Here is a 14,372-nt window from a genome sequence, read left to right on the forward strand (position 1 = left end):
TCAATTCCTCCGTGCCGGGGCGTCGGTGTCGGGTGCGGCGAACCGGTCTTCGTCGGCTCCCCGGGTTGTCGTGAGCGCCCACCAGTACTCGCGGCTCAGGTTGCCGGGGTCCAGCAGCGTCCCGTTCACCTGGCGGTCGAGTTCGGTGACCTGGGTGCGGTGGCAGCGGACGGCACGTTCCTTGGCGGCGACCGCGTCGGCGGACAGCACCGAGAGCCGGGGCGGCCCGGGGGTGGCGGGAGAACCGGCGAACCGTTCCTCGAACCACTCGGTCAGCGCGATGGCATCCCGGTTGTGCCAGGTGAATCCCTCGTACGTGCCGGCGGCCCGGTGGCGGTTGCTCATCTGGAAGAGCTGATACGGGTATTCGGCGTACAACCGCACCCGCGGCGGCGGCGCGGCGCGGGCCAGGTCATGACAGGCCGCCAGGCCGGTGTCACGGACCAGGACGTGGTCGGGGTGGTCGCGGATGGCCGCGGGCAGCCAGACCTCCCCGGCACGGGCGATCCGCTCCCGCATCGCCGCCCGCAACGCGTCGGTGTCGGGCGGCCCCGGCCGGTACTGTCCGTCCAGATGACGCCAGGCGTCCAGCAGGACACCCGTCCCGGCGTAGGCCGCGGCGTCCTCGTGAAGCCGTTCGAGGGCGAACTCACGGGAACTGCGCGCACCGAGCCGTTCGTCCCAGGGGGCGAGCAGCCCGGGGTCGTCGGGCACGCCCGCGAACACGGTGACCACTTCGCTGCCCGGCCCGAGTGCGTGGAAGCAGGACAGGACCACGTCGTCGGCGTGCGGCGAGAACAGCAGGACGGCGGTCATCTCTCCTCCAGCGTCAACGGATGCGTCCAGATCGTCGATGCCCGGGGGAGTCCGGCCAGCCGCTCCGGGCCGAGCGGGGCGGGCCGGCCGTGGACCGCACGGTCGTGGAAGCCGGCCCGCAGGCCCTTCTCGGCGAGGCCGACGAGCTGTTCCACTCGGCCGAGCGCCCACCCCCGCAGATCCGCCCGGTCCGCGGTACCGCCCAGGACCAGGCTGCGAAGACACCGCCGTACGTGGTCCCCGGAGACGGGCTCGCGAGGAGTGGGAGTGTGCAGCGCCATGAGGTAGGAGGCGTACCACAGCTCCTCGCAGAGCAGGCCGAGGCCGGCCGGCGCGCGCAGCGCCGCCACGGCGTCGCCGCAGCGCCGCTGTCCGCGCTCGCCGAGGCCCACCGCGCGCAGGTACCCGGTCCGGGACATCCGGCGCGGAGTGCCGGCGCCGCCGAGGACCACATGGATGCGGCCCTTGAACAGATGGACGAGGACGTGCGGTGGGTCCGCCACCGTGCCCGAAGGCCCGACGCCGGCCGCCGCGCCGTCCGCGAAGCACGCGGCGCGCCGGGGCCCGTACACGTCGTTGCCGACCAGACTGTCCTGGTCGGCGTGTTCCACCCGGTTCGGCACCGAGATGAGCACCTGCCGCCCCCGCCGGGCGAGTTCCCGGGCCAGCACCGCGTCATCCGGGTGCCGCTCCGCGGGGTGCTCCGGTACGACGTCCAGCAACGCCTCGACGTCCTCGCGCGGCAGTACCAGGGCCAGGCTGGGCGTCCACTCTCCCGGTACCGCGGGTACCCAGGAGGCGCCCTGGAGGGCTGCCGCCCTGGTGGCCGCTCCGTTCCACGAGTTCCAGTTGGCGTACCACGCCAGCGGGGTGTCCGGGAACTCGCGCACCGCGCGGGCGACATGGGCGGCGAAGTCCCGGCTCAGCACCACATCGTCCTGGATCACGACATGGTGGCCGGCGTCCTTCCCGACCGCGGCCCACGCGGCCCGGGCCGTGCGAAGCGCGCTGGGCTCGGCCCCGGGACTCGGATCCGGGACCACGGCGGTCCGCCACTGCGGCAGCGAGGCGGCCAGCCGTGCGGCCGCCTCCAGCCGGCGGGGGTGGGTCATCACCGCCGCGCTGATCACCGCTGTCGTGGCCGCGGCGCCGTCAGCCGACACGGAGTCCTCCCTCCGGCGCGCCGGCGGCGGATGCCTCGCCCCCGGCCCGGACGCTGTGCCAGCTCCGGTCCCCCCTGAGCCATTCGTACAGTGCCAGGTAGACGGAGAGGGAACCCAGCAGGTGCCAGGGCACGACGAGGGCCCAGCCGACCGCGTCGGTACGGCCGCGATAGCCGGGGTCGCGCCATGCGCCCAGGACGCAGGCGGTGTCGGCGAGCAGCAGGGCGAGCGCCGCCGGGCGCAGTACGGGGGCGACGACGGCACCCGCGCAGAGCACGGGAAGCGCGGCCCTGGCGGCCAGCGAGCAGACGGTGACCGCCCCCAGCAGCCTGCCGCGGGCGGAGAGACCGGGCCAGTTCACGGCCACCGCCCGCAGTTGGCCGCGGGTCCAGCGGGCCCGCTGCCGGAGCGCCGCGGCGGGGCTCTCGGTCGCGGAGACCCGCGAGGCGGCGGAGAGGAACCCGGTCGGCACCCCGGCGCTCATCAACCGCAGCGACCAGTGGTAGGACTCCTCGACGTCGTCGGACCGCACCGGACGTACCAGATCCCAGGTCGCGGTCCAGGCGTACACCGAGCTGCCCGCCACCACGTGCACTCCGGCAAGCCGCTTCAGGCCGCGCACCGACGCGTGCCACACCGCGTCCTCGGCAGCCTTGGCCCGCGAGGCCGCTCCGGCACCCGGCTCGCTGATCTCCTCGGCCTGTACCAGGGCGTTCCCCCGTTCCAGGGCGAGGACGGCCTCGGCCGGCTGTCCGGGCGCGGGGACCACGTCGGCATCCACTATCCCGATCACCTCGCCGTCGGCGTACGGGAAGGCGTGGTTCAGCGCGGCTCCCTTGGGGCTCATGTCCGGCAGCCTCAGCAGCCGCCAGTCCTGTCCCGGTCTCCGGTGGGCCTCCATCGCGGTGCTCGCGAGTGCCGCGTCGCGGTGGCCGGCGCTCCCGGCTTCGACGAGCCACAGCACCTGGAGCAGTCCGTCCGGGTAGTCGAGGGCCGCGACCGCCCGCGCGGAGCGCTCGAAGGTGGCGGCGCTCTCCCGGTACAGCGGCATCAGCAGCGTCAGGCGTCTGGTGGGGCGCCAGCCCGGCGGGACGTCCGGCACGGCGTAGGGATGCAGGGGCGCCGTCGGCACCAGCAGATCGGTCATCGTGCGGTCCGGGAGGCGTCCGGCGCGACCTCGTAGACCGATCCGTCGTAGGACGAGGCGAGGAAGAGGTTCCGGCCGTTGTCGTAGGCCAGCGAGGAGATGCCGGCCGTCGTGGGGCGCACGTCGGCCGACCAGCGGCCGGTCTCCCGGTCGTACACCGTGATCCGCCCGTTGTAGGCCCCGATGGCGATGTGGCGGCCCCGGTCGTCGGCGCTGACGCACTTGAGGGAGTGGCGGTGGGCAGTGGGCACCTCGGTGCTGGAGAACTCCGGGTCCCAGATGCGCAGCACACGGTCGCGCGAGACGCTGGCGAACCAGCCGCCGCCCAGTCCGACACAGCCGTTGGCGATCATTCCGTGTGCGTCCTGGCGGGTATGACGTACGGTCAGGTCGTCCGTGTCGTGCCAGGCGGCCGCGCCGTCCGCCGAGACCGAGAAGAGCAGATCACCGGAGGCCGCGACGCCCTTCACGGCGTTGGAGTGCAGTCGCACGGTCTCCACCTGGCCCAGCCCGCCGCCGTCCGGCGTCTCGGTCAGCACGATCCCCTCACCGGTGTAGGTCCCCACCACGACGTGGCGCCTGCCTTTGCGCTCGAAGGCGACGCCGCAGTTCAGCGGCGAGCGGTGCTGGTGCACCGGGGTCCCGGTGAGAGCGTCGAAGACGGTGCCCAGTTGCCCTCCGGTGATCACCGTGTCCCCGACGACGGTGAGGAAGTTGCACAGACTTCCCGGCTCCGTGTGGACCACGCCGTCGCGCCACAGCGTGCCCGCGTCGCCGATGGTGTACACGGACCCGTTCCGCACCGCCACGGCGTTGAGACCCCAGGTCGGGGATATGTCCTCGCCGTGCCAGAGACCCTTGGCGAAGTCGTACCGGTGGTACCTGTCGCCGAACGTCCCGAAGACGATCTCGGACTCACCGGCGAAGGCGCAGGTCCGCGGCCAGACCACGGGCGGCAGGGCCACGCTGTCGCGCAACTGGGGGAGGTCGGCCGACAGGTCCCACACCCGCATGGTCCGGTCATAGCTCAAAGTGATCAGCAATCCCTGGGACCGGCCCAGCACGACGCGCTTGATTCCGGCGTCGTGGGCGGGTACGTACCGCCGTTCACCACCGCGGATGACGATCAGTTCACCCTCGTCGTTCCCGGCGTACACCGTGCCGTCGCCGCCGATGGCCACGGTGTCGGTCTCCACGCCCCCGAGGTCGAGGTTCTCGACGAGGCGGCCGGTCTCCAGGGACCAGCGCTTGATGGTCCCGTCGTCGCTGGAGCTGATGAGTTCCCGGCCGTCATGGCTCCACTCCACGGAGATCACATCGGCTTCGTGGCCGTGGAAGACGTGCAGGAGGTTCCCGGAGAAGTCGAAGACCCGGACACGGTGGTCGCGGGAGGCTGTGGCCACCTTCTCCATGGTGGGGTGGAACACCGACATCTCCACGTCGTCCTCGTGGCTGCCGAGCACCGACCGCAGCCGCATGTCGGGCACCGACCAGATGCGGGCGCTGTAGTCGCTGGAGGAGGAGACCAGGAACGCGCCGTCCGGACTGAACGCGCACTGATTGGCCAGGTGGTCGTGTGCCACCCGGGCGAGCGCGACGCGAGAACGCTGATCCCAGAGAATGACGTGGTTGTCATACCCGGCGGTGGCGACGTAGGCGTCGCCGTACGCGGCAACGCCGCTGATGGGGCTGGAGTGGCGGATCACGACGGTGTTCCCTTCGATTCATCGCGCGCGGCGGCATTTCGCGCGGCGGCAGGTGACACGGTGGTATTTCGCGCGGTGGTATTTCACTCAGCGATATTGCGGGCAGCGGTATTGCGGGCAGCGGTATTGCGGGCAGCGGTATTGCGTGCGGCGGTGTTTCGCGCGGTGGCACTTCGGGCAGTCGCCTTTCGGTCAGAGTTCTGTGCCGTCGCGTTCGATCAAGGAGCCGGCCGGCCAGTCCTTCCTCCCTCCGGGCCCCAGCGGGAGGATCATGGGATGGGCGGTGGTGGTGACGGCGGTCAGCTCGTCGCCGGGCTCGCAGTGCCGGGTTCTGGTGCCTTCCAGCCGCTGCCAGCCGACTGCCTTGTAGTAACCGAGCACGGAGTCGTGGCAGTTCAGGTAGCCGAACGGGACACCGAGCCCGACCAGGCAGGCACGGACGTGCTCGGCGAGCGACCGCCCCACTCCGGTTCCCTGGAGTGCGGGCGCGACGGCCACGAGGCCGACCTCGCCGATCAGTTGTTCGTGGGACCCGATGCGGAGGAACCGCCGCAGGAGCCCGGCGTGTGCCACCGGGCGGCCGTCCAGCCAGGCGGTCACCCGGCGCTCGGGACGGGCTCCGGCCCAGCTCCGGCCGCCGGTGAACTGTTCCGATGTGTAGGGAAAGGACTCCGTCAGCAGCCGGTGCAGAGAACGATGTCCGGCGGCCGTGATGTCGTTCTCCGGGCTGCGCTCCCAGACGAGTGCGCCATGGACCGATGCGTGGGGCACGTTGATTCCTTTCTGTGTGAGGAACCGGTCAGCCGCGGCGATAGGCAAGTCCGACGCTTCCCCTTTTCCGTTGGTAAGCTATGCCGTCCACCAGAAAATCCATGCGGGGTCCGACGAGAGTGCGCTGCCCGGTCAGCCGCCATGTCCCTTTTCCTGGACCGGTGAACCAGGGGAGCACCGTGCTCTCCAGCAGTTCCGGCGGGGCGGTGACGAGTAGCAGATCCGTGGGGAGGTCGTCGAGCACGGAGAAGTCGTCAAGGTAGTAGAGGATTTCGGCGAGCAAGTAGGCATCGGCCGGAAGGTGCCGCCGCTGAGCCAGTTCCTCGACGGTGTCCGCCGTTGTCTCGGCGGCGCCGCTGATCCGTTCGGCAAGCCTTCTGCGGAATTCACGGTGTGGCTCCGTGGCCTTCACCGTGAAGCCGGCCTCGCAGAGCAGCGCGGTCAGCGCCCCCTCGCAGGCGCCGGGTTCGGCGACGGTGAATTCCGTGCCACCCAGTACTTCCCGGACCCAGCGGCAGGTGGCGGTGAGGCGGGCCCGCTCGTACGCGGAGGTGTCCAGTCCCCATGGGTCGGCCGGTACTCGGACGTCGGTGTGCGTGGCATAGAGCAGATAGTGCAGATGCTCGGCTTGACCAGGGGAGAGAGTGAAGAACTGCTCACACGCGGGAACCGTGGCGGTGATGATCCGCTGCTCTTTCGCCGTACCGGGCGGCAGTTCCGGGGACAGCGCGTTGAGTGCGTCCAGTTTCGCGGTCAGCAGACGGCCGTCCAGCGGCCGCACCCGGTCGACGACGAACTGGGAATGACCCGCGTGACCGACCGAGTGGCGCACGGGGCGGCTGCCTGCCAGCCGCGCCGCCAGTAACCCCGCGTGAGCCTGCGGAGCCCGCCAGTCGGCGGGATTGTGCGTCCACCAGACATCACCCGGTGCCGCGTCCAGGGCGATCTCCGGGACCTGGGGCTGCCTCTCCGCTCCGGCCGGGCCGGCTTCGCGCAGCAGAATATCGATGCGCTCCTCAAGACTTCCCGAAGGAAGCTCGATAACCTTTCCCTCAGGCCCGGTCAGCGCGATACGTAATGGCTCGTCCGACGGATTCAGTACGCTCATGAATTCACTCACGACATCGACCACGGAATGGGCCAGAACGGTATGCAAAACAACCCCCGCCGCTGCGCTCGAACCTGCCGACCCGAACTCTATGCACGCCGTTGTTGCAATGTAAAGCATGCGTAGGGGTGATCAACTCTCCGGGAAGGAGGTCTCGGCAAGGGGGAGATCCAGCCAATCATGCTCCGGGGTCCATTCGGCTCCGAGGGAAGCGGGGCGCTGTTTATGCAGCGTTGTTTCCATATGCCGGGTGGGCGATGCCCCCCTTACGAACGGCCGATTAATAAACATTCCTTCGGAAGTTCCGTGCGGGAACGCGGCGCGAGGGGTGGCAGGACGGCAAGCCCCGGGTGACAGCGTGCCGTACGGCCGGTTCCGGAGAGGTGAGCCACCCGCACCGGACTCCGGGCTCGGCAGGGGCGGTGAACCGTGGCCGGATCAGCACGGTCCGTTGCTGGACGCGGCGAGGAATGTTTATCTCGGACCACGGAACCCGCCGGGGGTTCCCGGAAAAGCGGAAACAGCGAGGTGAGAGGCCATATGTTCACGACCCGCCCTACTCTCCAGGGCACCTTCGGCATGGTGTCGTCCACCCACTGGCTGGCCTCCCAGTCGGCGATGGCCGTCCTGGAGAACGGCGGCAACGCCTACGACGCCGCCGTGGCCGGAGCCTTCGTCCTGCACGTCGTCGAGCCGCACCTGAACGGGCCCGCGGGCGAGGTGCCCATCCTGCTCGCCCCGGCCGGCGGCGAGGTGCGGGTGGTGTGCGGACAGGGCGTCGCCCCGGCCGGCGCGAGCGTGGCGCACTACCGCGGGCTCGGGCTCGACCTGGTCCCCGGCACCGGCCCCCTCGCCGCCGCCGTACCCGGCGCCTTCGACGCCTGGATGCTGCTCCTGCGCGATTACGGCACCAAGACCCTCGCCGACGTCCTCGCCCACGCCGTGGGGTACGCCGAACACGGACACCCGCCGGTGGAGAACATCGGCGCCACCGTGGAGTCGGTACGGGAACTGTTCGAGACCGAGTGGACCTCCTCGGCCGACCTGTACCTGCCGGACGGCAAGGCCCCCCGCCCCGGCGAGCCGCTGCGCAACCCCGCCCTCGCCGCCACCTGGAAACGACTGCTCGACGAGGTCGCCGGAGCCGGGGACCGGGTCGCGCAGATCGAGGCCGCCCGCCGGGTGTGGCGCACCGGGTTCATAGCCGAGGCGCTGGTACGGCAGTCCCGGCGCCCCACCATGGACACCAGCGGCGAGCGCCGCACCGGCACCCTCACCGCCGCCGACCTGGCCGGCTGGTCCGCGACCTACGAGGCACCGGCGACGTACGACTGGAACGGCTGGACCGTGTGCAAGGCCGGCCCCTGGAGCCAGGGCCCCGTCCTCCTCCAGCAACTCGCCCTGCTCCCGCCCCGGCTGCCCGCGTACGGCTCTGCCGACTACGTCCACCTGCTGATCGAGAACTGCAAGCTCGCCATGGCCGACCGGGAGGGCTGGTACGGAGACGCCGCCGACGTCCCGCTGGCCGAGCTGCTGTCGGACACTTACAACGCGGACCGCCGCACCCTCGTCGGCGACACGGCCTCGTACGCGCTGCGCCCCGGCCACCCCGGCGGGCGCGTCCCCCGGCTCGGCGCGCACGCGAGCGTGGCCGCCACCGGCGCCCCGGGCACCGTCCCGATGGGCGCCGGCGAGCCGACCGTCGCGAAACTCCCGACCTCACCCGTCCCGGGGGAGCCGGAGGCCGCCGCCGACGGCGGCACCCGCGGCGACACCTGTCACCTCGACATCGTCGACCGCTGGGGCAACATGGTCGCGGCCACGCCCAGCGGCGGCTGGCTCCAGTCCAACCCCGTCGTGCCCGAACTGGGCTTCCCGCTCGGCACCCGGCTGCAGATGACCTGGCTGGAGGAGGGCCTGCCGAACTCGCTGACGCCGGGGAGCCGCCCGCGGACCACACTGACGCCGTCGATCGCCCTGCGGGACGGCGTGCCCGTCATGGCGTTCGGCACGCCGGGCGGCGACCAGCAGGACCAGTGGCAGTTGCACTTCCTGCTGGCGGTCGCGCTGCGCGAGCCGGTGCGGGGCGGTCTCGACCTCCAGGGCGCGATCGACGCCCCGAACTGGCACAACGACAGCTTCCCCGGCTCCTTCTTCCCGCGCGGCATGCGCCCGGGGAGCGTGACGGTCGAGTCCCGCATGCCCCCGGAGGTCGTCGCGGGCCTGCGCCGCCGAGGCCACGACGTGACGGTCGGTGACGCGTGGTCCGAGGGCCGGCTGTGCGCGGTCGCACGCGATCCGGGGACCGGAATCCTGTCGGCGGCGGCCAACGCGAGGGGCATGCAGGGGTACGCGGTGGGTCGCTGACCCGGTCCCGCCGGGGGCCGGGCACCGCCCCTTGCGCTCCGAACCCGCTGTTCATGCCGATTACGCACGGAGTGCACCGGCCGGGTGGGGATTGTCAGTGCCGCGTGCTCTCATGGAGCCATGATCGAGGACAACGGAACCATCGACGAGTTTCTCGCACGGCACGCCGACGAGGTGGAGGGGGCCGTCCGCAAGGCGGCGGCCCAGGAGATCATGCCGCGCTGGCGCCGGCTCGCCGCGCACGAGGTGGACCAGAAGAGCGCGCCGCACGACCTGGTGACCGACGCCGACCGCCTGGCCGAGCGGTACCTCACGGAGACGCTGGCCGCCCTGCTGCCCGGATCGGTCGTCGTCGGCGAGGAGGCCGTGCACGCCAACCCGGCCTCGTACGAGGCGATAAGCGGCGAGGCGCCGGTGTGGATCGTCGACCCGGTCGACGGCACCCGGCAGTTCGTGCACGGCGAATCCGACTTCTGCACCCTGGTCGCGCTCGCCCGGCACGGAGTCGTCCACGCCTCCTGGACGTTCGCGGCGGCCCGCGGCCAGTTCGCCACCGCGGTACGCGGCAAGGGCGCCTTCCTGGACGGCGAGCGGCTGTACGCCGGTCCGCCCGAGCCCGGCCGCGACCTGCGGATAGCCACCTCCCACCCGGACTTCACCACCGACGAGCAGAAGCACGCCCTGCGCGCCCTCGACGTCCCCGGCGCGGCACCCCGGCCCTGTGGCTCGGCGGGTCTGGAGTACCTGGCCGTCGCCCGCGGCGAGCTGGAGGCCACGGCGTTCTCCTGGGAGGCGGCCTGGGACCACGCGGCGGGCCTGCTGCTCGTGGAGGAGGCCGGCGGCGTCCACCTGACCGCCACCGGCGAGCCCTTCCGCATCACCGGTGGCAACGAGCTGCCGTTCACCGCCGCCCGTGACGCGGCCACGGCCCGCCGCGTGGTGGGCCTGCTGGCGGGCGGGGTGACGGCCTGACACGGGGCGGCCGCGGGCCCGGGGCCTGAGGAGGCAGGCGGCCGGGCATATCCTGAACGAGTGGCCATCGGCTGACGAAAGGGTCCCAAGGTGCCGTCGATGCTGGATGCGGTCGTGGTGGGTGCGGGGCCGAACGGACTGACGGCCGCCGTGGAGCTGGCCCGGCGCGGCTTCTCCGTCGCCGTCTTCGAGGCGCGGGACACGGTGGGCGGCGGGGCCCGCACCGAGGAGCTGACCCTGCCCGGCTTCCGCCACGACCCGTGCTCGGCGGCCCACCCCCTCGGCATCAACTCCCCGGCCTTCCGCGGCCTCCCGCTGGCCCGCTACGGCCTGGAGTGGCTGCACGCCGAGCTGCCCATGGCCCATCCGTTCCCGGACGGTTCGGCCGCCGTGCTGGCCCGTTCGGTCGGCGAGACCGCCGCCTCCTTCGGGCCCCGCGACGCGGGCACCTACCGGCGGCTGGTCGCGCCGTTCCTGCCCCGCTGGGACACGCTCGCCCGCGACTTCATGTCGCTGCCGCTCACCGCGCTGCCCCGCGACCCGGTCACCCTCGCCCGCTTCGGCCTCGCCGGCCTGCCGCCGTCCACCTGGCTGATGCGCCGCTTCCGCGACGAGAAGGCCAAGACCCTGCTGGCCGGGCTCGTCGCACACGTCATGGCCCCGCTCGGCGGTTTCGCCACCGGTGCCATCGGGCTGGTGTTCGCCCTCGCCGCGCACGCCCGCGGCTGGCCGGTCGCCCGCGGCGGCTCCCAGTCCCTCTCGGACGCCCTCGCCGCCCATTTCGCCGACCTCGGCGGCACCCTGCACACCGACTACGAGGTCAAGCGGCTGGACGACCTGCCGCCCGCGCGCGCCTACGTCTTCGACACCTCGCCCACCGCGCTGGCCCGCATCGCCGGATTCGGGCGGTACTACGACACGTACCGGTACGGCCCCGGCGTCTTCAAGGTCGACTACGCGCTGGACGGCCCGGTCCCCTGGACGGCCGAGGAGGCCCGGGTGGCCGGCACCGTGCAGGTGGGCGCGGACCACCGGGAGATCGGTGCCGCCCTGCACGCGGCGTCCCGCACCGACCGGGCGCCCGAGAAGCCGTTCCTGATCACCGTGCAGCCCAGCGTCGTCGACCCCTCCCGGGCCCCGGCGGGCAAGCACGTCTTCTGGGCCTACGGCCACGTCCCGCACGGCTGGACCGGCGACCTCACCGACGTGATCGAACGCCAACTGGAGCGCTTCGCACCGGGTTTCCGCGACCGGGTCCTCGCCCGCGCCCTCGCCGGCCCCCCGGAACTCGCCGCCCGCAACGCCAACTACGTCGGCGGGGACATCGCCACCGGCGCCGCGAGCGGACTCCAGCTCCTGCTCCGCCCCAAACTCTCCCTCCACCCGTACTCCACCCCCCACCCCGCCGTCTTCCTCTGCTCCGCGGCGACCCCGCCGGGCGCCGGCGTGCACGGCATGTCGGGACACAACGCGGCCAAGGCCGTCTGGCGGAGACTGAGGCAGACATGACCGACATCACGCTGGTCCAGGGCGACCTCACCCGCGAGAGCGCCGACGCGATCGTCAACGCGGCCAACTCCTCCCTGCTCGGCGGAGGCGGCGTCGACGGCGCCCTGCACCGCCGCGGCGGCCCGGCGATCCTGGCCGCCTGCCGCGAACTGCGCGCGGGGCACTACGGCAAGGGCCTCCCGACCGGCCGGGCGGTCGCCACCACCGCGGGCGACCTGGACGCCCGCTGGGTCATCCACACCGTCGGCCCGGTCTGGTCCGCCGGGGAGGACCGCTCCGCCCTGCTGGCCTCCTGCCACCACGAGTCCCTGCGCGTGGCCGACCAACTGGGAGCACGGACGGTCGCCTTCCCGGCCATCTCCACCGGTGTGTACGGCTGGCCGCTGGAGGACGCGGCCCGTATCGCCCTGGCGGCGGTGCGGGCAGCGGACACCGAGGTCGAGGAGGTCAGGTTCGTCCTCTTCGACGACCGGGCCCACGCCGCGTTCGCCGCCCGGCTCGGCCGACTCCGGTGACGGGGCCGGCCCCGGTGACGGGGCGGGCCCCGGCGGCCGAGGCACCGGCCGGCCCGAGGGGCGCCGGAACCGGAACGCGGAGTTCAGGTCGGGAGCCGGCATCAGGCACCTCGTGTACACGCGACGTTCACCACACGCATCGGACGGCGTAACCGAACGCTCCACAGGAATCGCAAAGGTGGCCCCTTCTGTTTCCACCACCTCGTCAGGAGCACGCGCCCGCGATGGACAGCCCGACGCCGAGACCCGCCGCCGAGACCAGGGGCCGCACCAGCCTCCCGGGGCCCACCGACCGAACCGATGCCGCCGGCGTCCCGGGTGCCCTCGGCAAGAGCCCGGCCCGGAACCCCTGGTGGGACAATGCCCGGTTCGTGTCCGCAGCCCTGATCGTGGTGCTGCACACCATGGGCAGCATCATGAACGAGTACGGCGCTCTGCACGCCTTCCACGTCGCGGCCTGGGCCTTCCGGGTCCCCGCCTTCGTGGTGCTGGCCGGCGTCTTCAGCAGCGCCGGGCCGCTCGGCCCGCGCCATCTGCGTACCCTGCTGCGGAGCATCGTGTTCCCCGCGCTCCTGTTCAGCGTGCTGTTCTCGGTGGAGTCGTACGCCCTCGGCTCGCCGTTCGCCCTGCACATCACGCAGCTTCCGTGGACGCTGTGGTTCCTGATGTCGCTGTTCTTCTGGCGGCTGCTGCTGCCGCTGGTGGCGCAACTGCGCCACCCGCTCCTGGTGACCACGGCCGTGGCCCTCGCGGTCGGGTACGTGGAGGAGTTCGGCCTCCAGTTCTCGGCCAGCCGGACCCTGGTCTACCTGCCGCTGTTCTACTTCGGCTGGCGGCTGGGGCAGGGAATGCTCCGGGACTGGTTCGAGAGCCGGTGGAGCCTGCCGGTGGCGGTGGCCGGGGTGTTCGCCGCGGGGCTGGTGGCCTGGCAGTGGCACTGGGACATCCAGGGCACCTGGCTGTCGATGCGGCACGCCTACAAGGCGGACACCCCGCTGGGCATGGAGGGCGCCTGGCTGGTACGTCTGGCGGTGCTGGCCTCGGCGGCGGCACTGGTGCTGTGCCTGCTGCGACTGATGCCGAAGCGGCGGTTGCCGCTGGTCTCCGCGCTCGGCGCGGGCGGCTTCACCGTCTACCTGCTGCATCCGCTGGTCATCCTGCCGCTGCGGGAGAAGGGCCTGATCGCACGGGCCGACACCACCCCGGAGCTGATCGCCCTGCTGCTGGGCGGGGTCCTGCTCACGGCGCTTCTCGCGTCACCGCCCGTGCGTCGCCTGGCCCAGCCGCTGACCCGGCCCCCGGTGGGCTGGCTGCTCGCCCCGAACCCCGCCCCGGCACCCGCCCCGCCGCAAGTGACCCTGCCGGCGCCGGGGTCCCACGTTCCCCTGATCCCCCAGCAGGCACGCGGAGAAGAGGCCCGGCTCACGCCGTGAAGCCCGGCCAGCTTTCGCGTTGCCGGGTCACCGCGGAGGCTCTGATCATGTTCAGCGCGGCGACGGCCGTTTCACCGCCGCCGCGCCGGTGAGATGTGGACAGCCCTCAGCGTGACGCCGTGCGGTGGGCCTCCGCCGTGGCCTTCAGCTCACGGAGCCACTGTTCGAGGCCCCCGCCGAGGACCGCCGTCGCGGTGGGAACGTCCGCTTCGACCTGGGCGCCGGTCCAGCTCTCCTCGGTCTGTACGCGCACACCCCCCTTGACCTCGGTGAACTTCCACACGTGGACGCCCTCGTCGATGCGCAGCCCCACACCGACGGCGGGGCCGGCCCACCGGATGCAGGAGTTCCGGTCGAGCTGCCGGACGGTGGAGGTGATCTCCAGGGTGGTGTCGGGGGTGGTGGGGGTGGCGGGCGCCGGGGTCGTCCAGCGGAACCGCGAGCCCTCGCGGAGGGGGCCGGGGTCGAGCCGCTTGATGGAGGAGACCGGAGCCTGCCACGACGGCCAGCGTTCGACGTCGGTCTGCAGCTTGAAGACGATACGCACCGGCGCCTTGATCACGACGTCGGTCCGGTAGCGGATGAGGGCGCCGGGGTCCACGCCCTTGCCCTGGCACTTGAGTGCGCCGGTGTGGTGGGCGGCGCCGGCGTGAGCGGGGGCGGCCTGGGCGGGTCCGGTGCTCGCGAGGATCGCGAAGGCGGCGAGCGAGGCCGCGACCGCAGTGGCGCGTATCCGGGTCCGGGGGGCGCGCGGAAGCGGTCGACCGGAACGGGACGCGGGGCTGGTGCTGGACATGTTGCTCCTTCGGACGTGTTGCGGGTGAGGGGAGGTGAGAGAGGAGAAGGGGGAGGGGGCGGTGATGTG

The 14,372-nt window shown here is 72.3% G+C and carries 12 protein-coding genes; 5 read left to right on the forward strand and 7 right to left on the reverse strand.

The window, feature by feature from the left end:
• The 6 genes from ABEB00_RS03235 to ABEB00_RS03260 all read right to left on the reverse strand — a co-directional run bounded on the left by ABEB00_RS03235 (nucleotide 1) and on the right by ABEB00_RS03260 (nucleotide 6,735).
• Nucleotides 1–816 (reverse strand): PIG-L deacetylase family protein, encoded by an 816-nt coding sequence (locus ABEB00_RS03235; RefSeq protein WP_345617296.1) that lies wholly within the window; start codon nucleotides 814–816, stop codon nucleotides 1–3.
• Nucleotides 813–1,979, reverse strand: coding sequence for a hypothetical protein (locus ABEB00_RS03240; RefSeq protein WP_345617297.1), 1,167 nt, complete (start codon nucleotides 1,977–1,979; stop codon nucleotides 813–815). The genes ABEB00_RS03235 and ABEB00_RS03240 overlap by 4 nt, the downstream gene beginning before the upstream one ends.
• Nucleotides 1,969–3,126, reverse strand: coding sequence for a glycosyltransferase (locus ABEB00_RS03245; RefSeq protein WP_345617298.1), 1,158 nt, complete (start codon nucleotides 3,124–3,126; stop codon nucleotides 1,969–1,971). The genes ABEB00_RS03240 and ABEB00_RS03245 overlap by 11 nt, the downstream gene beginning before the upstream one ends.
• Nucleotides 3,123–4,832 (reverse strand): WD40 repeat domain-containing protein, encoded by a 1,710-nt coding sequence (locus ABEB00_RS03250; RefSeq protein WP_345617299.1) that lies wholly within the window; start codon nucleotides 4,830–4,832, stop codon nucleotides 3,123–3,125. Before ABEB00_RS03250 ends, ABEB00_RS03245 begins: the two co-directional genes overlap by 4 nt.
• A 192-nt stretch (nucleotides 4,833–5,024) precedes the next feature.
• Complete coding sequence (locus ABEB00_RS03255) at nucleotides 5,025–5,603, reverse strand: GNAT family N-acetyltransferase (RefSeq protein ID WP_345617300.1); 579 nt, start codon at nucleotides 5,601–5,603, stop codon at nucleotides 5,025–5,027.
• A gap of 28 nt (nucleotides 5,604–5,631) precedes the next feature.
• On the reverse strand, nucleotides 5,632–6,735 hold the full coding sequence (locus ABEB00_RS03260) for an SAM-dependent methyltransferase (protein ID WP_345617301.1): 1,104 nt from the start codon (nucleotides 6,733–6,735) through the stop codon (nucleotides 5,632–5,634).
• A gap of 516 nt (nucleotides 6,736–7,251) precedes the next feature.
• On the opposite strand from ABEB00_RS03260, the gene ABEB00_RS03265 reads away from it, so the two are divergent.
• The 5 genes from ABEB00_RS03265 to ABEB00_RS03285 all read left to right on the forward strand — a co-directional run bounded on the left by ABEB00_RS03265 (nucleotide 7,252) and on the right by ABEB00_RS03285 (nucleotide 13,507).
• Nucleotides 7,252–9,078 (forward strand): gamma-glutamyltransferase family protein, encoded by a 1,827-nt coding sequence (locus tag ABEB00_RS03265; protein ID WP_345617302.1) that lies wholly within the window; start codon nucleotides 7,252–7,254, stop codon nucleotides 9,076–9,078.
• Between the two features lie 120 nt (nucleotides 9,079–9,198).
• Complete coding sequence (locus ABEB00_RS03270) at nucleotides 9,199–10,050, forward strand: inositol monophosphatase family protein (RefSeq protein ID WP_345617303.1); 852 nt, start codon at nucleotides 9,199–9,201, stop codon at nucleotides 10,048–10,050.
• A gap of 99 nt (nucleotides 10,051–10,149) precedes the next feature.
• Nucleotides 10,150–11,559 carry a phytoene desaturase family protein gene (locus ABEB00_RS03275; RefSeq protein ID WP_345617304.1) on the forward strand — a complete coding sequence of 470 codons (1,410 nt, stop codon included), beginning with the start codon at nucleotides 10,150–10,152 and terminating at the stop codon, nucleotides 11,557–11,559.
• Nucleotides 11,556–12,074 (forward strand): O-acetyl-ADP-ribose deacetylase, encoded by a 519-nt coding sequence (locus ABEB00_RS03280; RefSeq protein WP_345617306.1) that lies wholly within the window; start codon nucleotides 11,556–11,558, stop codon nucleotides 12,072–12,074. Before ABEB00_RS03275 ends, ABEB00_RS03280 begins: the two co-directional genes overlap by 4 nt.
• 371 nt (nucleotides 12,075–12,445) lie before the next feature.
• Nucleotides 12,446–13,507, forward strand: coding sequence for an acyltransferase family protein (locus ABEB00_RS03285; RefSeq protein WP_425586423.1), 1,062 nt, complete (start codon nucleotides 12,446–12,448; stop codon nucleotides 13,505–13,507).
• A 106-nt stretch (nucleotides 13,508–13,613) separates the two neighbouring features.
• On the opposite strand, the gene ABEB00_RS03290 is transcribed toward ABEB00_RS03285, so the two are convergent.
• Complete coding sequence (locus tag ABEB00_RS03290) at nucleotides 13,614–14,303, reverse strand: SRPBCC family protein (protein ID WP_345617308.1); 690 nt, start codon at nucleotides 14,301–14,303, stop codon at nucleotides 13,614–13,616.
• Nucleotides 14,304–14,372: the final 69 nt, after the last annotated feature.

This window comes from Streptomyces ziwulingensis (assembly GCF_039542605.1).
Classification (GTDB): Bacteria; Actinomycetota; Actinomycetes; order Streptomycetales; family Streptomycetaceae; genus Streptomyces; species Streptomyces ziwulingensis.